This window comes from Streptomyces sp. NPDC048664 (assembly GCF_040650555.1).
Classification (GTDB): Bacteria; Actinomycetota; Actinomycetes; order Streptomycetales; family Streptomycetaceae; genus Streptomyces.
This window is the reverse complement of the sequence record NZ_JBEZHK010000003.1, coordinates 83,025-104,473: the sequence shown is the minus strand read 5'-3', so window position 1 is coordinate 104,473 and position 21,449 is coordinate 83,025. Positions and strand designations below refer to the sequence as shown.

Genomic DNA, 21,449 nt, shown 5'->3' with positions numbered 1-21,449 from the left:
GGGCCGTCAAGGTTCATGCCGCCGAGCGGGCGCCGGGGCCGCGACAATACCGTTCAATGGCTTTGTCGTCATTGTTGGCGAGTCGTTCGTGCCGCTGGGGGCGGACGCTCGTTCTTCATAGCGGGCGGTCGGCACGCCGATCCGGGCGAGTCGGCCGTAGAAGCACTAAACCGATGGGGCGAGGGATACGCATGACCGACACCGGCCGGGTCCCGGGCGAGGGACTGCCGGAGAACGCGGGCGAGGGGGTACCTCCCCGGCCCGCCGAGGGCCTGGGGACGGAGCAGCCGGGCGTCCTCGCGCCGGACGCGTACTCCTACCTCGACCGCTCCGACACCTCCGCCGAGGACGACGACCTCCTTCTGATGCCGGGCCAGCAGGGCGCGTGGGGCAACGAGATGCCGCAGGCCGCTCCGGCGCCCTTCGGTTCCGAGCCCGGACCGCACGAGACGGCCGGCCGTGACAGCGGCTCGATCGACCTGAGCGCGGTCCGTACGGCGGCTCCGGCGCCCCAGACGCCGTCCCGCCGTCCGCTGCACCTCGGCCCGCCCACCCCCGACTCCTCCACCAGCCTGGTGCGTTCCCTCGCCGACCGGGGCCCCGCCGACGCGCCGATGCGCCCGCTGGGGCCGCCGACGTCCGGCCCCGAGTACCTCGACGTGCCGCCTCCCGCGGACGACTCCTCGCAGGGCGGCGCGATGCCGTGGAGCGCCGTACCGCAGACGCCGGGTGTGCCGTCGGCGGGCCAGGAGGCGCAGCAGGCAGAAACGGTCGTTCCGGCGACGTCGGATCCGGCGTCCCCGGCGCACCCGGTGACCGAGTCCGCACCGGCGCCGGTGCCGGACCCGGACGCGCCGGCATCCGAGCCGCTTCCCGAGTCCGGTGCGCCCCAGGCCGAGGACGCGGAACCCGGCGCGCAGCCGCCGCACATCCCGCCCACCGCCCCCGACCCGTCCGGGACCTCGCCCGAGAGCACACCGGACGCCGCAGCCTCCGGCGAAGCCGTGCCGTCCGGCGAGGGTGTGCCTTCTGCTGAGGCCGTGTCGCCTGGTGATGACGTGCTCTCGGCTGAAGCTGTACCGCCTGGTGAGGGTGTGGCTTCTGCTGAAGCCGTGCCGGGCGCCGAGGGCGTGTCCTCTGCCGAAGCCTTGTCGTCCGGCGAGGATGTGTCCTCCGCTGAAACCACGCCGTCCGCCGCGGCTGTTTCGGCTGGTGAGGGTGTGCACTCGGCTGAAGGCATGCCGAGCGCCGAGGGTGTGCCTTCCGCTGAGGCTGTACCGCCTGGCGATGGCGTCCCCTCTGCTGAGGGCGTGCCGTCGGGCGAAGGCGTGACGTCTGCTGAGGGTGTGCCTTCCGCTGAGGCTGTGCCGCTCGGTGAGGGCGTGCCCTCTGTCGAAGCCGTGTCGTCCGGCGAGGGCGTGCCCTCTGCTGAGAGCGTGACGTCTGCCGAGGGCGTGCCGTCGGGCGAAGTCATGCCGTCCACTGAGGGCGTGCCTTCTGCTGAGGCTGTGCCGCCTGGCGAGGGTGTGTCCTCCGCTGAAGCCATGCCGTCCGGCGAAGCCGTGCCTTCTGCTGGAGGTGTGCCGCTTGGCGAGGGCGTGCCCTCTGCTGAAGCTGTGCCGTCCGGCGAGGGCGTGCCGCCTGGTGAGGTTGTGTCCTCTGCCGAGGATGTGCCGCTTGGCGTGGGCGTGTCCTCTGTAGAAGCTGTCCCGCCCGGCGAAGGTGTGCCCCCTGCCGAAGCCGTGCCGCCTGCCGAGGGTGTGCCCTTCGCCGAAGACATGCCGGCCGCCGAGGCCGTGTCCTCCGCTCAGGCCATGCCGGTCCACGAGAGCGGCCCCCTCGTCGACGGCACGCCCGCCCACGGCGTCCCGCATCTGCCGGACACGGAGCCCGAGGAGCCGGCGGCCGACGCCACCCCGCACGCCGAGGCCGCCGCCGAGGAGGACGCGCACGTGTCCGACGCGCCGCACCTCCCCGTCGCGGACCCGGAGAGCGGCCTCCCGGCCGCGGTGGAACCGCCGGCGCAGCCCGAGACAGCCGTCCCGGTCGCCGCCACCCACGCCATGACGCCCCAGGCCGCCGCCTGGCCGCACGCCGCACCGGCACACGACGCCCCGTCACCGGCCGACGCGCCGCAGGAGCAGACCGAGGAGGCGACGCTCGGCCGGTTCGTGCCCGTCGAAGGCGTCGTACCGGTCACCCCCCACCTCGCCCCGACCCCGCCGCACGCCCTCAGGCTGCCGCCCCTGCCGGACCAGGAGCCCGAAGCCGCGCAGACGGCTCCCGCGCCCGGCGCCACCGTCCCCGCCCCCCGGCGGGAGGGCGCGCAGGACGCGGCGCCCGAAACCGTAGTCGTACAGCAGGCGGACGACCTGGACACCAGGGCCGCCGAACAGGAAGAGAGCACGGCCGCAGTGGAAGAAGTGACCGAGTCCACCGGCCCGGCGGCACCCGGATACGACGACGCCGAACGCGAAGCCGTCCTGCGCGTCATGCGTGAACGTCGCGACATCCGCAACGGCTTCCGCGGCGACCCGATCCCGCACGACGTGCTGCTGCGCGTCCTGGAGGCGGCTCACACCGCACCGTCCGTGGGGCACTCCCAGCCCTGGGACTTCGTCGTCATCCGGTCGGCCGAGACGCGCCGCACGATGCACGAACTGGCCCAGCGCCAGCGCGACGCGTACGCCAAGTCGCTGCCCAAGGGCCGGGCCAAGCAGTTCAAGGAACTGAAGATCGAGGCCATCCTCGACACCCCGGTCAACATCGTGGTCACCGCCGACCCCACGCGCGGCGGCCGCCACACCCTGGGCCGCCACACGCAGCCGCAGATGGCCCCGTACTCCTCCGCGCTCGCCGTCGAGAACCTGTGGCTCGCGGCCCGCGCCGAAGGCCTCGGCGTCGGCTGGGTCAGCTTCTTCGACGAGCGCGAGATGGTCCGCGCCCTCGAACTGCCCGAGCACCTGGAGGTCGTGGCGTACCTGTGCGTCGGCTACGTCGACGAGTTCCCCGAGGAGCCCGAGCTGATGCAGGCGGGCTGGTCCAAGCGGCGCCCCCTGTCCTGGGTCGTGCACGAGGAGACGTACGGCCGCCGCGCGCTGCCCGGCGAGGAGCCGCACGACCTGCTCGCGGAGACGGTGGCGAGCATCCGGCCGCTGGACGCCAAGGCGCTCGGCGAGGCCTGGGAGCGGCAGAAACGGATGACCAAGCCAGCGGGCGCGCTCGGCATGCTGGAGATCATCTCGGCGCAGCTGTCCGGCCTGTCCCGGCAGTGCCCGCCGCCGATCCCGGAGCCCGCGGCCGTCGCGATCTTCGCGGGTGACCACGGGGTGCACGCCCAGGGTGTCACTCCCTGGCCCCAGGAGGTGACCGGCCAGATGGTCGCCAACTTCCTCGGTGGCGGCGCGGTCTGCAACGCGTTCGCGAGCCAGGTGGGCGCGGAGGTCTGCGTGGTCGACGTGGGCGTGGCCTCCGACCTGCCCGCGACCCCCGGCCTGCTGCCGCGCAAGGTCCGCCCGGGCACCTCCGACATGACGACCGGTCCGGCGCTCACCCGCGAGGAGGTCAAGCAGGCCATCGAGGTCGGCATCGAGACCGCGCGGGACCTGGTCGCGGCCGGCAACAAGGCGCTGCTCACCGGTGAGATGGGCATCGCCAACACCACGGCCTCGGCCGCCCTCATCTCGGTCTTCACGGACACCGACCCGGCCGAGGTCACCGGCCGGGGGACCGGCATCAACGACGAGACGCTGGCCCGCAAGACCGATGTCGTCCGCCGGGCCATCGAACTCCACCAGCCCGACCCGGCCGACCCCATCGGTGTCCTGGCCGCGTTCGGCGGCCTGGAGCACGCGGCGATGGTGGGCCTGCTGCTCGGCGGCGCGTCCCTGCGCACGCCGGTCATCCTGGACGGGGTCAGCGCCGGTGCCGCCGCCCTGGTGGCGCGCGCCATCGCTCCCGAGGTGCTCGCGGCGTGCATCGCCGGACACCGCAGCGCGGAACCCGGCCATGTCGCCGCCCTGAACAAGCTGGGCCTGCGCCCCCTGGTCGACCTGGACCTGCGCCTGGGCGAGGGCACGGGCGCGCTCCTCGCGCTGCCGCTCGTCCAGAGCGCGGCACGGGCCATGCACGAGGTGGCGACGTTCGACTCGGCGGGCGTCACGGAGAAGTAGAGCGGTCCCGGGCCGTCGGAATTCCCCCGGACCGGGACCCGGTCCGGGGGCCGGCCGCCTACCCCGTAAAATCGCACGTCAGGTACGCCCCGACGCCGGAGGGGCCCCTGACGCCGTACCCCTGTCGCACCGCCTGGACGAGGAGCCGCAACCTCCATGGCCGAACACCCTCCCTACCCCGTAGGGCTTCGCCTGCCCGGTCGCCGCGTGGTCGTGCTGGGCGGCGGCCAGGTGGCCCAGCGACGCCTTCCGGCCCTCATCGCCGCGGGCGCCGACATCGTGCTGATCTCACCGGAGGCCACCCCCTCGGTCGAGGCCATGGCGGACGCGGGCGAGATCACCTGGCTCAGGCGCGGATACGAGCCCGGTGACCTGTCCGAGGCCTGGTACGCCCTGGTCGCCACCAGCGACCACGAGGCCAACACCGCCGCGTCCGTCGAGGCGGAGCGCCACCGTGTGTGGTGCGTGCGCTCGGACGACGCCGACGAGGCCACCGCGTGGACCCCGGCGTCCGGCCACAGCGAGGGGGTCACCGTCGCCGTCCTCACCACCGACGCGGAGGGCCGCGACCCCCGGCACACCGCCGCCGTCCGCGACGCGGTGGTGGAGGGCCTGCGCAACGGCACGCTCGTCGCGCCCCACCACCGCACCCACACCCCCGGCGTCGCGCTGGTCGGCGGGGGCCCCGGCGACCCGGACCTGATCACGGTCCGCGGACGCCGGCTGCTCGCCGAGGCGGACGTGGTCATCGCGGACCGGCTCGGCCCCCGCGACCTGCTCGCCGAACTCCCGCCGCACGTCGAGGTGATCGACGCGGCGAAGATCCCCTACGGCCGGTTCATGGCCCAGGAGGCCATCAACAACGCGCTGATCGAACACGCGCGGCAGGGCAGGTCGGTCGTACGGCTCAAGGGCGGGGACCCGTTCGTCTTCGGCCGCGGCATGGAAGAGGTCCAGGCCCTCGCCGAGGCGGGCATCCCCTGCACGGTGGTGCCCGGCATCTCCAGCTCCATCTCCGTCCCCGGAGCGGCCGGTATCCCCGTCACCCACCGGGGGGTCGCCCACGAGTTCACGGTGGTCAGCGGCCATGTGGCCCCCGACGACGAGCGCTCCCTGGTCGACTGGCCCTCGCTCGCCCGGCTCACCGGCACCCTGGTGATCCTCATGGGCGTCGACAAGATCGGCAAGATCGCCGAGGCCCTCGTCGCCCACGGCAAGGCTCCCGAGACTCCCGTGGCCCTCGTCCAGGAAGGCACCACGGCCTCGCAGCGCCGGGTCGACGCGACCCTGGCGACGGTCGCGGACGTCGTACGGGACCAGGAGGTACGGCCCCCGGCGGTCATCGTCGTCGGCGACGTGGTCCGGACCGGCCCGCACCCCGCCGGGTGACCCCGGGGCCCGCCTGTGCCGGGCCCTCAGTAACCCGGGGTAACCCGGCCCGTTTCAGCCGTTGGCACCACTCCCAGGACAAGGCAGTATCACCTCCGTGGCCGATCTCATCACTGTCGAGGATCCCGAGGACCCGCGCCTGCGCGACTACACGGGTCTGACCGATGTCGAGCTGCGCCGCAGGCGCGAGCCCGCCGAGGGCCTGTTCATCGCCGAGGGCGAGAAGGTCATCAGACGCGCCAAGGCCTCCGGCTACGAGATGCGCTCCATGCTGCTGTCGTCCAAGTGGGTCGACGTCATGCGGGACGTCATCGACGAACTCCCGGCCCCGGTGTACGCGGTCACCCCGGAGCTCGCCGAGCGGGTCACCGGCTACCACGTGCACCGTGGCGCCCTCGCCTCCATGCAGCGCAAGCCGCTGCCCACGGCGGACGAACTCCTGGCGACGACGCGCCGAGTGGTGATCATGGAGTCCGTCAACGATCACACCAACATAGGGGCGATCTTCCGCTCCGCCGCGGCGCTCGGCATGGACGCGGTCCTGTTGTCCCCGGACTGCGCGGACCCGCTGTACCGCCGTAGCGTGAAGGTCTCGATGGGCGCGGTCTTCTCGGTGCCGTACGCGCGCCTGGAGACCTGGCCCAGGGGCCTGGACTCCGTCCGCGAGGCGGGCTTCACCCTGCTCGCGCTCACCCCGGACGAGAAGGCGAAGATCCTGCACGAGACGGCCCCGCACAGGATGGACCGCGTGGCCCTGATGCTCGGCGCGGAGGGCGACGGCCTGTCCACCCAGGCCCTGGTGGCCGCCGACGAGTGGGTCCGCATCCCGATGGCCCACGGAGTCGACTCGCTCAACGTGGGCGCGGCAGCGGCAGTGGCGTTCTACGCAGTCGCGACAACCCACCCCCACCCCTGACCTGACACCACCCGCAGTCCAGGGTCCCGGCGAACCCCGTTCAGGGCGCGGGAGCGGCGCAATCCCCCGGACGAACGCGCACACGACAACGGCGAGTCCCCCCGTCCAGGGGCGCGGGCAACTGCGCACATCCCGTCGACCACCCCGCCGCCGACACCCCCTCACCCCGACGAAACCCACTGCGCCGCCGCGATCCCCAACGCGACCAGCAACGTCACCACGACGAACACGAACAGCCGCTGCCGCAGCAGCCGCGGATTGGCCGGCCGCAGCCCGCTCCCGGTCGCCCGCGGCGCTCCCCGCCCACCGGCGCCGCCCTGCGTACCCCCGTGGGTGCCACTGCGCGGCCCGCCCCGCGGAGCCCCCCGGCTGCCCGACCGGGACGGCCCCCGCCCGGCCGCCGGCGTCGGCCGCGCTCCCGTCCGGGAGCCGTTGCCGCGCGGCGGGGGAGTACCCGGCCCCGGAGGCCGCCGCACGGTGCGCTGCTCGGCGTACTGCTCCGCGAGCCGCCCCGTGGGCCGGTCCGGCTCCCCGCGCTGGGCGGGCGGCCGGACGTCCACGAGACCGTGCGCCTCCCGGGTGGCGATCTCCTTGAGCCGCAGCGACAGTTGCAGCGTGCTCGGCCGCTCCTCCGGGTCCTTGGCCAGGCAGGCGTGGACCAGCGGCGCCAGCGCGTCGGGCACCCCGTGCAGATGGGGCTCCTCGTGCACGACCCGGTACAGCATCACCTCGGAGCTGCCGTGCCCGAAGGGCGAGTCACCGGTCGCGGCGTACGCCAGCGTCGCGCCGAGCGCGAACACGTCCGTGGCCGGCGTCACCGCGGCCCCCCGCACCTGCTCCGGGGCGAGGAAGCCGGGCGACCCGACGGCCGTACCGACGTGCGTGAGCGTCGACGCGCCCGTGGCCCAGGCGATGCCGAAGTCGATGATCCGCGGCCCCTTGGGCGACAGCAGGATGTTGGAGGGCTTCAGATCGCGGTGGACCACCCCGGCCTCGTGCACCGCCACCAGCCCCTCGGACAGGGCGGCCCCGACCGCGGCCACCTCGGCGGCCGTCAGCGGCCCCTCCTCGGCGACCTTGTCGTACAGAGAGGGGCCCGGCACGTACTGCGTCGCGAACCACGGACGGTCCGCCTCCAGATCGGCGGCCACCAGCCGCGCGGTGCATCCCCCGCGGATCCGCCGCGCCGCCGAGACCTCGCGCGCGAACCGTGACCGGAACTCCTGATCCTCCGCCAGGTCCGGCCTGATCACCTTCAGTGCGACCCGCTGACCTCGTTTGTCCGAACCCAGGTAGACGACGCCCATCCCGCCCGCGCCGAGCCGCCGGTGAAGCCTGAACGAGCCGACGACACGCGGGTCCTCACGCCTCAGGCGCATCATCGCCATGTCCATCCCCGCTGCCCGGTCCGTCTGACGCGCCACAGCTTACGTTTCCACGGCCGAGGGCGCGCATAGGCCGCGCCCTCTCACCCCGATCGATTGTCGACGGCGAAGGGGTGCGGTGAAGGGCTGTCAGAGCCGCGCCGAGCAGCCGGACTTGCCTACCGCAATGTCGTCAACCACCCTTTGGGCGAAGGGGGTTGAAGCGGACGCGGGCGGCTGCGAGGAGAAGTCCGGCGCCGCGCGGAGCACGCCGCGCGCCCACGGGACCGCGCCCCTTGGGGCGGCCCGCGGGGCGCGGGCGGCGGCACGCGAAGGAGTGGCGGAAGTGAGTGAAGTCACGTCCGGCGCGCCACCGGCCCCCGGCCGTGGGGACCGGCCGGGAGGCAGGGACAACCCTGAGTCGCAGGTCGTCCGTCTCCACCCAGGGGAGTACGCCGCGGGTGATCGCTCATCCTTCGGGAGGCCCGGCATTCCATACGAGGGCATGACGCCCTCGCCCCGCCCGCCTCCTAGATTGGAGATCAGACAACGGCACACCGGTCAGGAGAGGGACCATGGCCCGGACGGCTTCGCGGACACCGATCCGCGTGCAGGGACGCAAGGTGCACGGCATCGCGTTCGGCGCCCGTCCCGGTCGCCGCCACCCGCTGGTGGCGGCGGTCATGGTCCTCCCCCTGGCGACCCTGCTCGTGTACGCCTTCGGCGGCTGGGAGGCAGTGGTCGCACAAGCGTCGTCCGTGGGAGTGATGCTGGGGCGCTGAGCGGCGCCCCAGGCCCGGAAGAGCGGTCCGGGCGGGGACATCCACCCATGAAACCCCGTGGGGACGGGGGTGCGGCGGACGGCAGAACGCCCGCGCGGCTGGGGAGCCGCGCGGGCGTTCTACTTGCCGCCCCGCGTACGCTCCCCGGACAGCCCCAGGGCTTGTCCGATCTATTCCCGGGGGATCCGTGACCGCACTCCTGTCCGCGCTCGCCGAGAAGGCGCGCGCCGCCGCGCAGGGGGCCGGCGACGCGGACGGCCGCCTCCCGGGGGCCCGTGACGGACGCCGCCTCCCGGGGTCCGGGCACGTCGGCGGCCCTGGGCCCGAGGCGGTCCTCGCGGACCGGGGCGACGCCACCGTCGTCCGCCACGGCACGGTCGTCGCCAAGGCCCACGCCCCCGGCACCGACCCGGCCGCCCTCTCGCTCCGCCTGGCCACCGCCGCCCGGCTCCCCGACGTGCTCCTCGCCCCCCTCCACCCCGCCCCCGCCGCCGTGCACGGCCGCCTGGTGACGCTCTGGCCCTACGGCACCCCCGTGGACCCCGATCACCCCGAGGCCGCACCCTGGGAGGCCGCGGCGACCCTCCTCGCCCGCCTGCACCGGGCGCCCGCCCCCGTCGGCCTTCCGCCGATGCGCGGGCCCGCCAAGTCGGCCCGCGCCGTACGGCGCCTGATCGCGGCGGACCCGCACCCGGCCGCCGGATCCGTGCTCCGCGCCTGGGAGGCCCTGCCGGCCTGGGCCCGGGACGAGGCCCCCATGCCGACGGCGGGCGCCCTGTGCCACGGCGACCTCCACCTGGGCCAGCTCGTACGCGACCCCACCCCCGCGGGCCCCTGGCTCCTGATCGACATCGACGACCTCGGCGTGGGCGAGCCCGCCTGGGACCTGGCCCGCCCGGCCGCCTGGTACGCGTGCGGGCTGCTGCCGCCCGAGGACTGGACGCGTTTCCTCACCGCCTACCGGGAGAGCGGCGGCCCGGCGGTGCCCGGCGACGGCGACCCGTGGCCGGCGCTCGACGTGCCCGCCCGCGCCCTCACCGTGCAGACGGCGGCCCTGGCCATCACCAGGTCCGGCGCCGCGGGCCGCCCCCTGGAAGAGGTGGAGGAGGCGGTCGTGGACGCCTGTGCCCGAATGGTCGGCCTTCCGGCGTAGTTGGCGCGCGACGGCACCACGTAGGCTGCAACCGACCAGGGCAGAGGCGAGTCCCTACCTGGCGAAGCACCACCGACCGGCGAGGAGTTGAGCCGAGCATGCAGTGTCCGAAGTGTCATGCGCCGATGCACACCTACAACCGCAACGGCGTCCAGATCGAGCAGTGCAGCGGCTGCCGCGGCATCTTCCTCGACTACGGGGAGCTCGAGGCGCTGACCCGCCTGGAGTCCCAGTGGACCCAGCCCGCCCCGCCGCCCGCGCCGGCCCCCCAGGCCTACCCCGCCGCTCCCGCGTGGGGCGCCCCCGCCCCGCACGGCGGTCACCACGGTGGCCACTACGGCGGTCACCACCGGCACAAGAGCTTCGGCCACATGCTGTTCTCCAGCTGAGGCGGACACGAAGGAGCCCCCGGCCATCGTGATGGCCGGGGGCTCCGGTGTGTGGACGATACTGGGATTGAACCAGTGACCTCTTCCGTGTCAGGGAAGCGCTCTCCCGCTGAGCTAATCGTCCGGGGATGCTGCGTGCGCGATACTGGGATTGAACCAGTGACCTCTTCCGTGTCAGGGAAGCGCTCTCCCGCTGAGCTAATCGCGCGGGGATCCTGAGGGATCATACCGGCCCTCGCGGGCCGCGGTCCTCGGGGGACCAGTGGACGATACTGGGATTGAACCAGTGACCTCTTCCGTGTCAGGGAAGCGCTCTCCCGCTGAGCTAATCGTCCTTGGAGGTGGAGACGGGATTTGAACCCGTGTAGACGGCTTTGCAGGCCGTTGCCTCGCCTCTCGGCCACTCCACCAGGAGTGCAGGGGTTCGGGAAGATCCCCTGTGTTCCTACGAGCGGACGACGAGGCTCGAACTCGCGACCTCAACCTTGGCAAGGTTGCGCTCTACCAACTGAGCTACGTCCGCCTGTCGTTTCGGTCCGCTCTCGCGTCCCGGCGACGTGTTGAACTCTAGCGGATTCCCGGGCCAGTACAAAAACGCGTTTACGCAGCGTGCGCCGTTGCGCCCGGCGAAGGACACGGCCGGGGTGTCCGGGCGACGCTGCGAGGTCATCCCCGGGCAACCATGGGGACACCCGTCCTAGACTCGGCACTGTGCCCCACCTTCCCCCTCTCGCGCGTTTCGGTGAACGCGTCGCCACCGGCCTCCTCGATGTCACCAGCGACCCGGCGGCCCTCGACTCCAGCGGCTTCTGGGCGGTCAGCGCGGACTACGAGGGCCGTCTGACCTGCGCCCGCTTCGCGGACGTCCGGACGGCGCCCGTGCCGGCCCCGGTGCCCGGCGGATGGCGCGGACCGGCGCGGCAGGACTGGACGTCCTCGCTCGACCATGCCGCGTACACGGCGGGCGTGCGCAGGATCCGAGAGCACATCGCGACCGGCGAGGTGTACCAGGTGAACCTCTGCCGGGTGCTCGCCGCCCCGGTGGCGCCGGACGCCGACGTGGACGCCCTGACCGCCGTGCTGGCGCGCGGCAACCCGGCACCGTACGCGGGGACGATCCGGCTGCCCGAACACGGCGTCGAGATCGCCACCGCGTCCCCCGAGCTCTTCCTGCGCCGCGACGGCCGCACGGTCGAGTCGGGCCCGATCAAGGGCACGGGACGCACCGAGGCGGACCTCCTGGAGAAGGACCACGCCGAGAACGTGATGATCGTGGACCTGGTCCGCAACGACATGGGGCGGGTGTGCGCCACCGGCAGCGTGACCGTCCCCGACCTGTGCGCCGTGGAGAAGCACCCCGGCCTGGTCCACCTCGTCTCCACGGTCCGCGGCGAGCTGCGCCCCGGCGTCGGGTGGCCCGAGCTGCTGGCCGCGACCTTCCCGGCGGGCTCGATCACCGGCGCCCCCAAGTCGAGCGCGCTCCGGATCATCGACGCCCTGGAGACCGCCCCGCGCGGGCCCTACTGCGGCGGGATCGGCTGGGTCGACGCGGACCGGGGAACGGGCGGGCTGGCCGTCGGCATACGGACCTTCTGGCTGGAGCGGACCGCCGCCGGCGCGGCGATGCTGCGCTTCGGCTCCGGAGCGGGCATCACCTGGGACTCCGACCCCGAGGACGAGTGGCGGGAGACCGAGCTGAAGGCGGCCCGCCTGCTGGAGGTGGCTTCGGGGGCCCACGAGGCGACCGAGGTCCACGAGGCGACTGAAAGGACTCTCACGTGAGGATCTGGCTCGACGGAGGGCTGCGGGACGGCGAGACCGCCCGTGTCTCCGTCTTCGACCACGGACTGACCGTCGGCGACGGAATCTTCGAGACCGTCAAGGTCACCGAGAGCCGGCCGTTCGCGCTCACCCGGCATCTCGAACGGCTCGCACGCTCGGCGCGCGGCCTCGGCCTGCCGGACCCCGACCTGGACGAGGTGCGCCGCGCGTGCACCGCCGTGCTGGAGGCCGAGCCGGTGGCCCTCGGGCGGCTGCGCATCACCTACACCGGCGGTCACGGCCCGCTCGGCTCCGACCGCGGCGACCGGGGCCCGACGCTCATGGTGGCCGTAGGGGCGACCACCCGGCGCCCCGACTCCACCGCCGCGGTCACCGTGCCCTGGACCCGCAACGAACGCGGCGCGCTCGCGGGACTGAAGACCACCTCGTACGCGGAGAACGTCGTCGCGCTCGCCCGGGCCTCCCAACAGGGCGCCACCGAGGCGCTGTTCGCCAACACGGTCGGACAGCTCTGCGAGGGCACCGGGTCCAACGTCTTCGTCGTCCTCGGCGGGGAGATCCACACTCCGCCGGTCGCCTCGGGATGTCTGGCGGGCATCACGCGCGCGCTCACCGTCGAGTGGACCGGTGCGAAGGAGACCGACCTGCCCCTGAGCGTGCTGGAGGACGCGGACGAGGTCTTCCTCACCTCCAGCCTGCGCGACGTCCAGGCGGTGCACCGCGTCGACGGCCGCGCACTGCCCGGGGCGCCCGGGTCGGTGGCCGCGAAGGCCATGCGGCTGTTCGCCGAGCGGTCCGCGGACGACCTCGACCCCTGAGATCACCCGTAATTCGGCTGAAGTCGATCTCCAGGGCGGGTAGAACTCCCCTGATGACCACGACCCTGCGGCCCACCGGGCCGCTTCAGCGCGCGGCCGACGGGACACGTTCACGCCACTACCAGGTGTGTGTGAACAGTCGTCCGGTCGGCGCGGTACATCTGGGCACCTCGCACTCCCTGGGCGACACGGTGGCCGTGATCCTGGACCTGCGGATCGAGGAACCGGACCGACGGCGGGGCCGGGGCACGGTGGCCGCGCTCGCCGCAGAGGAGGTGGCGCGCGGCTGGGGCTGCACCCAGATGGAGATGTCCGTTCCGGCCGCCGCCGCGGCGGCCCTGCGGCTCGCGGAGGTGCTGGGCTACACCCCGCGCAACCGCGGCATGGAGAAGCGCCTCGGCGACCGGCCGCCCGCACTCGCCGAGGGCAGCCGCGGACGCCCGATGACCGGGGCCGAGTACGACGCCTGGTACGCGTACGAGTCCGAGCACTACGCGCGCACCTGGATCGAGCGCGGTGTGCCGCGGGCCGAGGCGTACGCCAAGGCGCGACGCGACCACGAGCAGTTGCTGCCCCAGGGGCTCGCCACCGAGAACATGCTGTTCAGCGTGCTGGAGCACGAGGGGACACGGGTGGGCACGCTCTGGGTGGCGCTGCGCGAGGAGCACGCCTTCGTGTTCGACGTCGAGGCCGACGCCGCCCACCGGGGCCGGGGGCACGGCCGTACGCTCATGCTCCTGGCCGAGGGCCAGGCGATCGGCGCCGGAAGAGGGGTCCTCGGTCTCAACGTGTTCGCCGGGAACACCCCGGCGGAGCGGCTGTACGAGTCGCTCGGCTACGAGACGACCCGGATCGCCCTGTACAAGCCGCTGCTGTGAGATCCGGGCCCCGCGTCCCGCCGGTTCAGGCGCCCGGCTCCGCCAGCAGCCGGTCCACGATCTCCTCGATCCGCTCGCGCAGCCCCTCCTGGCTCTGGCCGCCGTCGAGGCGTTCGCCACCGATCACATAGGTCGGGGTGCCGGTCACGCCGATGGCCTTGCCCTCGGCCTGGTCGGCGTCCACGATCAGCATGTGCCGGCCGTCGATCAGTGCCGTGTCGAACTCGTCGGCGTCCAGACCGAGTTCGGCGGCCACCTGGACCAGGAGCGGCTCGCCCTCGCGGTCCAGCTCCGCCACCCGCTCCAGCACGGCCTCCACGTACGGCCAGCCCCTGCCCTGTTCCGCGGCCTCCTCGGCGGCCTGCGCGGCGGCGAAGGAGTGCCGGTGCTTCTCCAGCGGGAAGTGCCGCAGCCGCAGCTCCAGCCGGTCGCCGTAGCGGGCGCGCAGCGCGCGCAGGTCGTCGAGGGCGGTGCGGCAGTCGGGGCACTGGAGTTCGCACCACACGTCCAGGACGGGGACGGCGGTGCGGGCGGCGGGGGAGTCACTCATGACCCCAGTGTCCCAGGACCGGGCGACCGCCCCGAACGGGACGTCCGGGGCGCAGGCGGGTGGGGGGAACCCCGAGATCGACCCGGAGATGTCCCTGAGGTCGGGCGGGACCGTGGCATGCCGGGCGGGCGGCGGTGCAGGATGGAAGGGACGAACCGACCCAGCCCGACCGACCCGCGTGGAGGACCGGATGATCGCCGAGACACTCTGTTCCGCCGTTTCCGTGGCCGGCCTGGGCATCGCCGCGGTCACGGCCTACCGCAGGCGCTTCGTGTCCGCCGCCCGTCTCGCCGCCTACTCGCTGGTGCCGGTGGCCCTGGTGATGACCGGAGCGGTGGGCTGGCTCGCCCACACCGCGTTCAGCCCCATGGCCTGGGCGGGCTTCGTCCTGCTCGGCGTCGCCTGGCTGCTGTTCGCGGGCACCCGGGCCGTGGAGCGCCGCAGAGGCGGCACCCGCAAGGAGCGCAGGGCGGCCCGTGCCGCGGGGCGCGAGTCGGTCGCGCCCGCACCGCCCGCCTCGCCCGCGCCGGGCATCGCGGACCGGCCCGCCTCCCGGCCCGAGGCCGCGCCCCGGGCGTCCGGTTCGTCCGGTTCCCGTGCCGATTCCAAGGACGACTTCAGCGATATCGAGGCCATCCTGAAGAAGCACGGGATATGACACGGGGGCGCTGCGGCGGCGCGGGGCGTTGAATCGACACAGTGATCGCGGAGCGCGGCTGGGCGGTCAAGGTCGCGCAGACAAGATCAACCTTGTTCCGTAGGGCTCACAAGTGGGCGAACTCCCTGGCAGTGCGGGCGTGTTGACCGACCAGCGGGCCGGGGCTGCGTCATCATCGCCGCGAGATGCTGGACAGATCCCAGAGCGACACCGGCACTCCTGTCGAGGAGCGCCGGGGTTGTCTCTTCGCGCTATCCCAGCCACCGCTGATGATCTTCCTTGCGGTGATCGGCTGCCTGCTTCTCATGGCATCACTGCACGACCTGCTGATGCTCTGAGCCGTATGCGGAGCCCCTGGCGCCACCCGCCGAGGGCTCCGTCGGCCCGTCACCCTCGGGGCGCCGGTGACGGAGCGTGGTGGACCCGCCCTTTGTTTTAAGACGTGGCGCGGCGGCCGTCGGTTCCACGCGGGTTCTTACCGGATGATCACTCAGCCGGCCGCTTCCCTGCGTCGCGCGCGGTACGCGGCGACGTGCAGGCGGTTGCCGCAGGTGCGGCTGTCGCAGTAGCGGCGGGAGCGGTTGCGGGACAGGTCCACGAAGGCACGGCGGCAGTCCGGGGCCTCGCACCGTCGCAGCCGCTCCTGTTCGCCCGCGACCACGAAGAAGGCCAGGGCCATGCCGCAGTCCGCGGCGATGTGGTCGGCGAGGGACGCGCCGGGGGCGAAGTAGTGCACGTGCCAGTCGTAGCCGTCGTGGTCGGTCAGCCGGGGCGTCGTCCCCGCCGCGGCGACCAGCTCGTTGATCAGGTTGGCCGCGGTGCGCGCGTCGGGCGCGGCGAAGACGGCGGCGAAGCGTCCGCGGATCTCGTGGACCGCGGCGAGGTCGAGCGGGGAGAGGACGCCGACGTCGCTCAGGTCGTGGTCGCGTGCGAAGGCGTCGAGGGCGGCGGCGTCCGGCAGCGGGTCCGGCTCCTCGGCCTCCGGCACGGTGTTCACCAGGTCCACCACGAGGTCGAGAGCGCACCGGGTGTCGTGGGTGATCAGCACGTGTCGCTCCCTGGCCTGGGTCGGGCACGGGCGCCCGCCGATGCCCGCCGAGCCTAGCGGCTTCCGCTCACCGACGACCGCGGGCGACCCGGGCGCCACCGCGGGGGAGGCCCCGTGCGGCCTCCTCCCGGCCCGCGGGCCCCGCGACGGCTTTGCGGACCCTGAGCGCCGGCCCGGCCCCCCAGAACCCCCACAACACCCCGCACCGCACCCTCCCGGCCCGCCCCGGTAGCTGCTCTGGCTCCGCGCGGCCCGTGGCTCGCCTCGGCAGCTGCTCCCCGGCCTCACCCGGCCCCCGGCTGCCCCGACGGGCGCCACCACTAGGCCGCGGGCCTCTCGAGCCCGGGGTACCGGCGCGGCCGCCCAGGAGCGCCGCGACGCCCCGCACGCTCCCGAGGACCACGCCGCTCCCGGGCCCCACGCGGCTTCCTGCTCGCCCCGGCGGCCTGGCCCCCGCGCGGCCCGGCTTGCCTTGCCGGCTGCTAGTCGGCCTCGCCTGGCCCGCGGCTTGCCCCGGCGGGAGCTTCCCGCCCCGCGCCCCCCGGCTTGCCCAGTGGCTGGGTCCCGGCCCCGTGTGCCCCTGCCTCGCCCCGGTGGGCGTGCGCGCACGCCGGAGCGCCGCCTCCGCGGGGCTCGCGGCGACGGCGCCTGGTAGTGCCGTATGCGGTTGTCCTGGCCCGAGCCGTCTCCCCGAGTGGACGGCGCCGGGCGGTTCGCGATGCTGCGCTAGCTCTCCGCCAGGATGTGGGAGAGCTCTGTGTCGAGATCGAAATGGCGATGCTCCGTGCCAGGCGGCACGGCCGCGTCGGTCCGCTTCAGAAACGACTCGAGGGCCCTCGCAGGGGCCTCGAGCAGTGCCTCTCCCTCCGGAGAGCTCAGGGCGATGCAGACAACGCCCTGTCCATGGCTGCGCGACGGCCAGACGCGGACGTCGCCGGTGCCGGTGGGCCGATGCAGGCCCTCCGCGAGGAGGTCGCGGGCGAACACCCACTCGACGGTTTCCTCGGCTCCGGTGTGGAAGGTGGCGTGCACGGCGTAGGGATCGGCCGTGTCATACCGCAGTCCTGCGGGTACAGGCAGTGAGGACTCGCTCGACACAACGAGGCGCAGGTGCAGCTCGCAGCTGACCGTGGTGTTCATAAGCGCCAGGGCCTTTCGCTCAGTGTGCGCTCGGGGATTCGCACGTCGGCGAAATCGACATGCCACCTACGGTGCCGTTGTAAACCCCTCTGGGAGTTTTGCCTGTCTTTACGTAGCTCTTCCGGCCGAGACGTCGTCCGCCGCGTACCACCATTCCGGTGACCGGTTTCTCTCCGGTAGTTTGGCTGTATGAATACGGGGAGTGACGACCACGGCGAGATCGCCGCGCCCGTGAAGGAGCCGGGCGCCCCGCGGGCTCTCGGGTCCAGGGCGCCCGCGTTCGTCAGGGCCCGGCGCGCGCTGCACCTCGGCTGGCAGGTCGGTGTCTTCGTGATCGGCCTCGCGGTGGTCGCCGCCGGCGTGGTCATGCTCCCGCTGCCCGGCCCGGGCTGGCTGGTGATCTTCGCAGGCATGGCGATCTGGGCGACCGAGTTCGTCTGGGCCCAGCTGGTGCTGCGCTGGACGAAACGCAAGGTCACCGAGGCGACGCGGCGTGCCCTCGACCCCCGGGTCCGCCGCCGCAACGTCATCCTCACGGTGGCCGGTGCGACCATCGCGGCGGCGCTCGCCGGTGTCTACGTCTGGAAGTTCGGCCTCGTGGCTCCCTGGAGCGTCCGGAGCGGGTGAGCCGGGGCGTCCGAGGCCCGCCGGTACCTGGTCGGGGGCACCCCCTGACATGGGGTAATGTTCTTCCTGCGCCCGGGCGATTAGCTCAGCGGGAGAGCGCTTCGTTCACACCGAAGAGGTCACTGGTTCGATCCCAGTATCGCCCACAGAAACGAGGGTGGTGTGTGCGCACGGATACCGTGTGCACACACCACCCTCGTCGCATGTCCAGGGTGACGGCTGAAATGATTCACCGAGAACTCCGAGTTCCGGAACGCCGCACCACCTGAAACGACCGGAAGTATTCCGGAACGTCATTTTTGATTTCCTTCGGGAGTGTTGGAGCGGCGGCTGCGCAAGACTCGGCCCATGGACTGGAACCACTACCGCTTCCGCACGGTGTGGGCGCTGCCCGTGCCGCCCGAGCGGGCCTACGCCGTGCTGGAACAGGCCGAGGACTACCCCCGGTGGTGGCCGCAGGTGCGCGGGGTGGACCGGGTCGACGACACCACGGCCGTGATCACCGTCCGCTCCCTGCTGCCGTACTCCCTGGTCTTCACCGCGCGCGAGACGCGCCACGACCCCGCCGCCGGGCTGCTGCAGATCGAGCTGGCCGGCGACATGGAGGGCTGGGCGCGCTGGACCCTGACCGGGGACGAGCACGGCTGCCGCGCCCGCTACGACCAGGAGGTCGAGGTGACCAGGCCCTCGCTCCGACGGTTGGCGGTGCCCGGACGGCCGTTCTTCCGGGCCAACCACCGGCTCATGATGCGCTCCGGACGGCGCGGGCTCGCGGCCCGCCTCGAAGCGGTTTGAAGTGAGCCCGCCGGGACCTGTATTGTTCGGTGCGTTCCCGGGCGATTAGCTCAGTGGGAGAGCGCTTCGTTCACACCGAAGAGGTCACTGGTTCGAACCCAGTATCGCCCACCGGGAGAGGGCCGGTCCGCAATGCGCGGGCCGGCCCTTCTTGTTGGCCGCCCCTCCCGCCGGCCGGCGAAGGCGATGCGCGGGCGGGCGGCTCCGCTCAGGCCGCCGCCGGCAGCTCCGGGCGCACCGGCCAGTCCGTGCTCACCGCCTCGTCCGAGCCGCTGCGCGCGAACCAGGCCTGGAGCCCGCGCGCCTGCGCCGCGTGCCAGCCCGTCTGAAGGATGTGCAACTCGGCCGGCGTCAGCCGCTCCAACCGGCTCGCGAACCGGCGCCCGAGCGCCCGCACGAGCTCCAGCGAGGCGAGCGCGTCCGCCGCCGCGTCGTGCGCGCCCTCCAGGGCGACCCCGTAGTGCGCGCACAGGTCGGTCAGGGTGCGGCGGCCCTTGCGGTAGCGGTCCAGATGCTTGTCCAACACCCGCGGATCCAGCACACGCAGCGGTTCGGAGGGGAACCAGCGCTCCAGCGAGGAGGCCCGGTGGCGGCGCAACTCCCGGTCCAGCAGCGTGAGATCGAACGGCGCGTTCATCACCACCAGCGGCCGGCCCAGCGCCGCCTGATCGCCCAGCTCCCTGGCTATCTCCTCCATCACCGGCGACGGCCAGCGGCCGTTGCGCTGCAGGTGCTCCTCCGTCAGCCCGTGCACCGCCGTCGCCTCGGCGGGCACCGGGACTCCCGGGTTCACCAGCCAACGGCCCACCCGAGGACGGGTCCCGGGGGCGTCCTGGACCACGACGGCGGCCGAGACGATCCGGTCGGTCTCGACGTCCACACCCGTGGTCTCCGTGTCGAAGGCGGCCAGCGGCCCCTCGTACCAGCATGACATGGCAATACAACTCCTCGTTCGCCCACGGCGGCTGACGCTCCGTCTTCTGCCGATTCGGTGATACCCGGGCTGTTTGCGGCGTACGCCGGAAGGAGACAACAGGAGTACGGGTCTTTGCAGTTCAGCGGCCCGTCACGGGGACCGGTCCGGCAGGGAAGGCTGGAGGCACATGGCGATAGCGCAGCCCGAGCGGGGCGGGCTGCTACCCGAGCGCGCGGCACCCCGTCGTGGCACGCTCGCCACCACCGCCTGCATGGAGACCCTCCAGGTCGGCTATCTGCACGCGGTCGCCGCCGCGGCCGGCTGCTCGCTCTCCCAGCCCTTTCCGGACAACGGCATCGACTGGCACGTCAGCCACAGCGCCGCCGGGCACACGGTCGACGACGAGGTCACCATCAAGGTGCAGCTCAAGTGCACCTACCAGATACCGCCGAACCCACCGGGACGGTCCTTCTCCTTCACGCTGGACAACGCGCACCTGGCGAAGCTCGCCCGCACCCCGGTGTCCGTGCACAAGATCCTCGTCGTGATGATCGTCCCCCGGTCGCAGGACCAGTGGCTCAGGGCCGGCCACGACCGCCTGGACCTGCGGCACTGCTGCTACTGGACCAACCTCGCCGGGCACCCCGTCACCGGCCGGCGACGCACCACCGTACGCATCCCGACGTCACGCATCTTCGACGACCGCGCCCTGTGCGAGATCATGACCCGGGTCGGAACGGGAGGCAGACCGTGACCCACCGCCCCCTGGACGAGGTCGGCCGGAGCGTCGGACCGCACCTGGTCGAACCGCCGTGGAACCAGCCGCCCGCACCCGACGACGTCGACCCCGCCGTGCTCGCGGCCCTGCTCGAGCGGCACGGCTGGCGGCGCCGCGGCGGAGCCCCCGGACGCTACGGCCGCTGGACGCCGCCCGGGCGGGGCGATCACCGCACAAGCCTGCTGATACCGGAGAGCAGGGCCTTCCCCGACAGCGACGACCTGATCGGCGAGGCCCTGGTGGCGCTGGCCCGCAGCGGCTCACCCTCGGCCCGGGACGTGCTGCTCTCGCTCGCCGTGCCCAGCGACGAGATCCACTGGTGGCGGGACGTGCCCGCAGGACCCGCCGGCGCGGCGCCCTGGGCCGTCGAGGAACGGCTGCGCACGGCCGCCCGGCAGATGCTGCTGGCCGCCGCGCTCGCCACCCGCGCCCGCGCCGGCTACTACGGCGCGCGCCACCGCAGGCCCGCCGCCGCGACCCTGGAACGCGTCCTGGTCGGCGCGGCTCCCGGCGGGCGGGAGCTCACCGCCTTCGCCCCCGTGGAGACGGGCCGCCCGCTCGCCGTGCGCCTGCACGAGGCCCTGTTCGCCGCCCGTGAGGCCATCGACTACCAGCGCGCCACCGGCGGCATGGAGGCCTTCGACGCCGCCGTCGAGGCGGGGGTGAGCCAGGAGCTGACCGAGGCGCTCGTCACCCTGGTGCGCGGCAGCGAGGGCGCCCGGATCGCCGTCGCGTGGGCCCCCGGCGCGGGCACCCCCAAGGGCTGCGCGGCACCGGCCGAACCGGTCGAGTTCTCCCCGGGCGACCTGCCGGTCCTGCGCGAGGCGGGGGCCCGCTACCAGCGCGAGGAACCCTCCGTGCCGGTGCGGATCACCGGCGCCGTGGTGCGGCTGCGCAGGGCGGGCCCGCGCGGCGAGGGCACCGTACGGCTGAAGGTCATCGCCGGGGCCGAGGTCCCGCATGTGCGGATGACCCTGGACGAGGAGTCGTACCGGATCGCCGGCCACGCCCACCTCGTGGGGCTGCCCGTGCGGGTGCGCGGACGACTGGAGAGCAGGGGCGGCTTCCGCCGCCTGGCCGACGCCTCCTCCGTGACGCCCGTGCAGGTCGACGAGGCGGAGCGGGACAGGCTGCTCAAGTCGCTCCAGGAGAACCTCGACTTCTTCGAGGAGGCCTGCGGCGGGGACTGACGGCCGGCCTGCCCGGCGCAAACCGTTTCGCGGAGCGCGGCCCGGGATCGGTACGATCTCAGCGCCAGCGCGCGCTCCAGGTACGGCGCCGCACCCCCAGCAGT

20 protein-coding genes and 7 tRNA genes are annotated in these 21,449 nt (G+C 73.4%); 17 read left to right on the top strand and 10 right to left on the bottom strand.

Going from position 1 to position 21,449, the window contains the following annotated elements; all coding sequences use genetic code 11:
* The first annotated feature begins 191 nt into the window (after window positions 1–191).
* The 3 genes from cobT (at window position 192) to AB0C59_RS04150 (ending at window position 6,477) form a co-directional block, all read left to right on the top strand.
* On the top strand, window positions 192–4,172 hold the full coding sequence (gene cobT / locus AB0C59_RS04160; RefSeq protein ID WP_363000802.1) for a nicotinate-nucleotide--dimethylbenzimidazole phosphoribosyltransferase: 3,981 nt from the start codon (window positions 192–194) through the stop codon (window positions 4,170–4,172).
* Window positions 4,173–4,328: 156 nt separating this feature from the next.
* Complete coding sequence (gene cobA / locus AB0C59_RS04155; RefSeq protein WP_363000800.1) at window positions 4,329–5,561, top strand: uroporphyrinogen-III C-methyltransferase; 1,233 nt, start codon at window positions 4,329–4,331, stop codon at window positions 5,559–5,561.
* A 97-nt stretch (window positions 5,562–5,658) separates the two neighbouring features.
* Window positions 5,659–6,477 (top strand): RNA methyltransferase, encoded by an 819-nt coding sequence (locus tag AB0C59_RS04150; RefSeq protein WP_363000799.1) that lies wholly within the window; start codon window positions 5,659–5,661, stop codon window positions 6,475–6,477.
* A 161-nt stretch (window positions 6,478–6,638) separates the two neighbouring features.
* Here the strand turns inward: AB0C59_RS04150 and AB0C59_RS04145 are convergent, their stop codons facing one another.
* On the bottom strand, window positions 6,639–7,871 hold the full coding sequence (locus AB0C59_RS04145; RefSeq protein ID WP_363001244.1) for a serine/threonine-protein kinase: 1,233 nt from the start codon (window positions 7,869–7,871) through the stop codon (window positions 6,639–6,641).
* 545 nt (window positions 7,872–8,416) lie between these two features.
* Between AB0C59_RS04145 and AB0C59_RS04140 the strand changes: the two genes are divergently transcribed.
* From AB0C59_RS04140 to AB0C59_RS04130, 3 genes are all read left to right on the top strand, one after another.
* Complete coding sequence (locus AB0C59_RS04140; protein WP_363000798.1) at window positions 8,417–8,623, top strand: hypothetical protein; 207 nt, start codon at window positions 8,417–8,419, stop codon at window positions 8,621–8,623.
* Between the two features lie 187 nt (window positions 8,624–8,810).
* The gene (locus AB0C59_RS04135) at window positions 8,811–9,776 is read left to right on the top strand and encodes an aminoglycoside phosphotransferase family protein (protein ID WP_363000796.1); all 966 of its coding nucleotides are present in this window, start codon (window positions 8,811–8,813) and stop codon (window positions 9,774–9,776) included.
* A 98-nt stretch (window positions 9,777–9,874) separates the two neighbouring features.
* Window positions 9,875–10,165 carry a zf-TFIIB domain-containing protein gene (locus tag AB0C59_RS04130; protein WP_363000794.1) on the top strand — a complete coding sequence of 97 codons (291 nt, stop codon included), beginning with the start codon at window positions 9,875–9,877 and terminating at the stop codon, window positions 10,163–10,165.
* Between the two features lie 52 nt (window positions 10,166–10,217).
* Here the strand turns inward: AB0C59_RS04130 and AB0C59_RS04125 are convergent.
* From AB0C59_RS04125 to AB0C59_RS04105, 5 genes are all read right to left on the bottom strand, one after another.
* Window positions 10,218–10,289 (bottom strand) — tRNA-Val (locus AB0C59_RS04125).
* Between the two features lie 12 nt (window positions 10,290–10,301).
* Window positions 10,302–10,373 (bottom strand) — tRNA-Val (locus tag AB0C59_RS04120).
* 55 nt (window positions 10,374–10,428) lie between these two features.
* Window positions 10,429–10,500 (bottom strand) — tRNA-Val (locus tag AB0C59_RS04115).
* Between the two features lies 1 nt (window position 10,501).
* Window positions 10,502–10,575, bottom strand: a tRNA-Cys gene (locus AB0C59_RS04110).
* Between the two features lie 40 nt (window positions 10,576–10,615).
* A tRNA-Gly gene (locus tag AB0C59_RS04105) sits at window positions 10,616–10,688 on the bottom strand.
* Window positions 10,689–10,876: 188 nt separating this feature from the next.
* On the opposite strand from AB0C59_RS04105, the gene AB0C59_RS04100 reads away from it, so the two are divergent.
* The 3 genes from AB0C59_RS04100 to AB0C59_RS04090 are packed head-to-tail and all read left to right on the top strand — an operon-like array spanning window position 10,877 to window position 13,643.
* Window positions 10,877–11,947 (top strand): chorismate-binding protein, encoded by a 1,071-nt coding sequence (locus tag AB0C59_RS04100; protein WP_363000792.1) that lies wholly within the window; start codon window positions 10,877–10,879, stop codon window positions 11,945–11,947.
* Window positions 11,944–12,765, top strand: a complete 822-nt coding sequence (locus AB0C59_RS04095) for an aminodeoxychorismate lyase (protein ID WP_363000790.1) — start codon at window positions 11,944–11,946, stop codon at window positions 12,763–12,765. Before AB0C59_RS04100 ends, AB0C59_RS04095 begins: the two co-directional genes overlap by 4 nt.
* Window positions 12,766–12,818: 53 nt before the next feature.
* Window positions 12,819–13,643 carry a GNAT family N-acetyltransferase gene (locus AB0C59_RS04090; protein WP_363000788.1) on the top strand — a complete coding sequence of 275 codons (825 nt, stop codon included), beginning with the start codon at window positions 12,819–12,821 and terminating at the stop codon, window positions 13,641–13,643.
* A gap of 25 nt (window positions 13,644–13,668) precedes the next feature.
* Here AB0C59_RS04090 and AB0C59_RS04085 read toward each other — a convergent pair whose 3' ends face one another.
* On the bottom strand, window positions 13,669–14,193 hold the full coding sequence (locus AB0C59_RS04085) for a DsbA family protein (protein ID WP_363000786.1): 525 nt from the start codon (window positions 14,191–14,193) through the stop codon (window positions 13,669–13,671).
* Window positions 14,194–14,383: 190 nt separating this feature from the next.
* Between AB0C59_RS04085 and AB0C59_RS04080 the strand changes: the two genes are divergently transcribed.
* Window positions 14,384–14,851 carry a hypothetical protein gene (locus AB0C59_RS04080; protein ID WP_363000784.1) on the top strand — a complete coding sequence of 156 codons (468 nt, stop codon included), beginning with the start codon at window positions 14,384–14,386 and terminating at the stop codon, window positions 14,849–14,851.
* Between the two features lie 185 nt (window positions 14,852–15,036).
* Complete coding sequence (locus AB0C59_RS04075) at window positions 15,037–15,189, top strand: hypothetical protein (RefSeq protein WP_363000782.1); 153 nt, start codon at window positions 15,037–15,039, stop codon at window positions 15,187–15,189.
* A gap of 152 nt (window positions 15,190–15,341) precedes the next feature.
* Here AB0C59_RS04075 and AB0C59_RS04070 read toward each other — a convergent pair whose 3' ends face one another.
* Together AB0C59_RS04070 and AB0C59_RS04065 are read right to left on the bottom strand one after the other, a co-directional pair.
* A complete protein-coding gene (locus AB0C59_RS04070) occupies window positions 15,342–15,899 on the bottom strand; it encodes a CGNR zinc finger domain-containing protein (RefSeq protein WP_363000780.1) in 558 nt (185 codons plus the stop codon).
* A gap of 726 nt (window positions 15,900–16,625) precedes the next feature.
* Complete coding sequence (locus AB0C59_RS04065; protein WP_003959770.1) at window positions 16,626–17,039, bottom strand: SsgA family sporulation/cell division regulator; 414 nt, start codon at window positions 17,037–17,039, stop codon at window positions 16,626–16,628.
* Window positions 17,040–17,228: 189 nt separating this feature from the next.
* Between AB0C59_RS04065 and AB0C59_RS04060 the strand changes: the two genes are divergently transcribed.
* From AB0C59_RS04060 to AB0C59_RS04045, 4 genes are all read left to right on the top strand, one after another.
* Complete coding sequence (locus AB0C59_RS04060; protein ID WP_363000778.1) at window positions 17,229–17,666, top strand: TIGR02611 family protein; 438 nt, start codon at window positions 17,229–17,231, stop codon at window positions 17,664–17,666.
* A 74-nt stretch (window positions 17,667–17,740) separates the two neighbouring features.
* Window positions 17,741–17,812: transfer RNA gene (locus tag AB0C59_RS04055), tRNA-Val, on the top strand.
* A 202-nt stretch (window positions 17,813–18,014) separates the two neighbouring features.
* Window positions 18,015–18,461 carry an SRPBCC family protein gene (locus AB0C59_RS04050; protein ID WP_363000777.1) on the top strand — a complete coding sequence of 149 codons (447 nt, stop codon included), beginning with the start codon at window positions 18,015–18,017 and terminating at the stop codon, window positions 18,459–18,461.
* A gap of 39 nt (window positions 18,462–18,500) precedes the next feature.
* Window positions 18,501–18,572, top strand: a tRNA-Val gene (locus AB0C59_RS04045).
* Window positions 18,573–18,669: 97 nt separating this feature from the next.
* Here the strand turns inward: AB0C59_RS04045 and AB0C59_RS04040 are convergent.
* Window positions 18,670–19,395, bottom strand: a complete 726-nt coding sequence (locus tag AB0C59_RS04040; protein ID WP_363000775.1) for a 3'-5' exonuclease — start codon at window positions 19,393–19,395, stop codon at window positions 18,670–18,672.
* Window positions 19,396–19,564: 169 nt separating this feature from the next.
* On the opposite strand from AB0C59_RS04040, the gene AB0C59_RS04035 reads away from it, so the two are divergent.
* Window positions 19,565–20,131 carry a DUF4365 domain-containing protein gene (locus AB0C59_RS04035; protein ID WP_363000773.1) on the top strand — a complete coding sequence of 189 codons (567 nt, stop codon included), beginning with the start codon at window positions 19,565–19,567 and terminating at the stop codon, window positions 20,129–20,131.
* Window positions 20,128–21,345 carry a hypothetical protein gene (locus tag AB0C59_RS04030; protein WP_363000771.1) on the top strand — a complete coding sequence of 406 codons (1,218 nt, stop codon included), beginning with the start codon at window positions 20,128–20,130 and terminating at the stop codon, window positions 21,343–21,345. The genes AB0C59_RS04035 and AB0C59_RS04030 overlap by 4 nt, the downstream gene beginning before the upstream one ends.
* Window positions 21,346–21,449 lie beyond the last annotated feature (104 nt).

Bases quoted from the DNA above. Each gene is read 5' to 3' on its own strand.
- cobT (WP_363000802.1), top strand. From the start codon at position 192: ATGACCGACACCGGCCGGGTCCCGGGCGAGGGACTGCCGGAGAACGCG.
- cobA (WP_363000800.1), top strand. From the start codon at position 4,329: ATGGCCGAACACCCTCCCTACCCCGTAGGGCTTCGCCTGCCCGGTCGC.
- AB0C59_RS04145 (WP_363001244.1), bottom strand. From the start codon at position 7,871: ATGGACATGGCGATGATGCGCCTGAGGCGTGAGGACCCGCGTGTCGTC.
- AB0C59_RS04140 (WP_363000798.1), top strand. From the start codon at position 8,417: ATGGCCCGGACGGCTTCGCGGACACCGATCCGCGTGCAGGGACGCAAG.
- AB0C59_RS04130 (WP_363000794.1), top strand. From the start codon at position 9,875: ATGCAGTGTCCGAAGTGTCATGCGCCGATGCACACCTACAACCGCAAC.
- AB0C59_RS04090 (WP_363000788.1), top strand. From the start codon at position 12,819: ATGACCACGACCCTGCGGCCCACCGGGCCGCTTCAGCGCGCGGCCGAC.
- AB0C59_RS04085 (WP_363000786.1), bottom strand. From the start codon at position 14,193: ATGAGTGACTCCCCCGCCGCCCGCACCGCCGTCCCCGTCCTGGACGTG.
- AB0C59_RS04080 (WP_363000784.1), top strand. From the start codon at position 14,384: ATGATCGCCGAGACACTCTGTTCCGCCGTTTCCGTGGCCGGCCTGGGC.
- AB0C59_RS04075 (WP_363000782.1), top strand. From the start codon at position 15,037: ATGCTGGACAGATCCCAGAGCGACACCGGCACTCCTGTCGAGGAGCGC.
- AB0C59_RS04065 (WP_003959770.1), bottom strand. From the start codon at position 17,039: ATGAACACCACGGTCAGCTGCGAGCTGCACCTGCGCCTCGTTGTGTCG.
- AB0C59_RS04060 (WP_363000778.1), top strand. From the start codon at position 17,229: ATGAATACGGGGAGTGACGACCACGGCGAGATCGCCGCGCCCGTGAAG.
- AB0C59_RS04050 (WP_363000777.1), top strand. From the start codon at position 18,015: ATGGACTGGAACCACTACCGCTTCCGCACGGTGTGGGCGCTGCCCGTG.
- AB0C59_RS04040 (WP_363000775.1), bottom strand. From the start codon at position 19,395: ATGTCATGCTGGTACGAGGGGCCGCTGGCCGCCTTCGACACGGAGACC.
- AB0C59_RS04035 (WP_363000773.1), top strand. From the start codon at position 19,565: ATGGCGATAGCGCAGCCCGAGCGGGGCGGGCTGCTACCCGAGCGCGCG.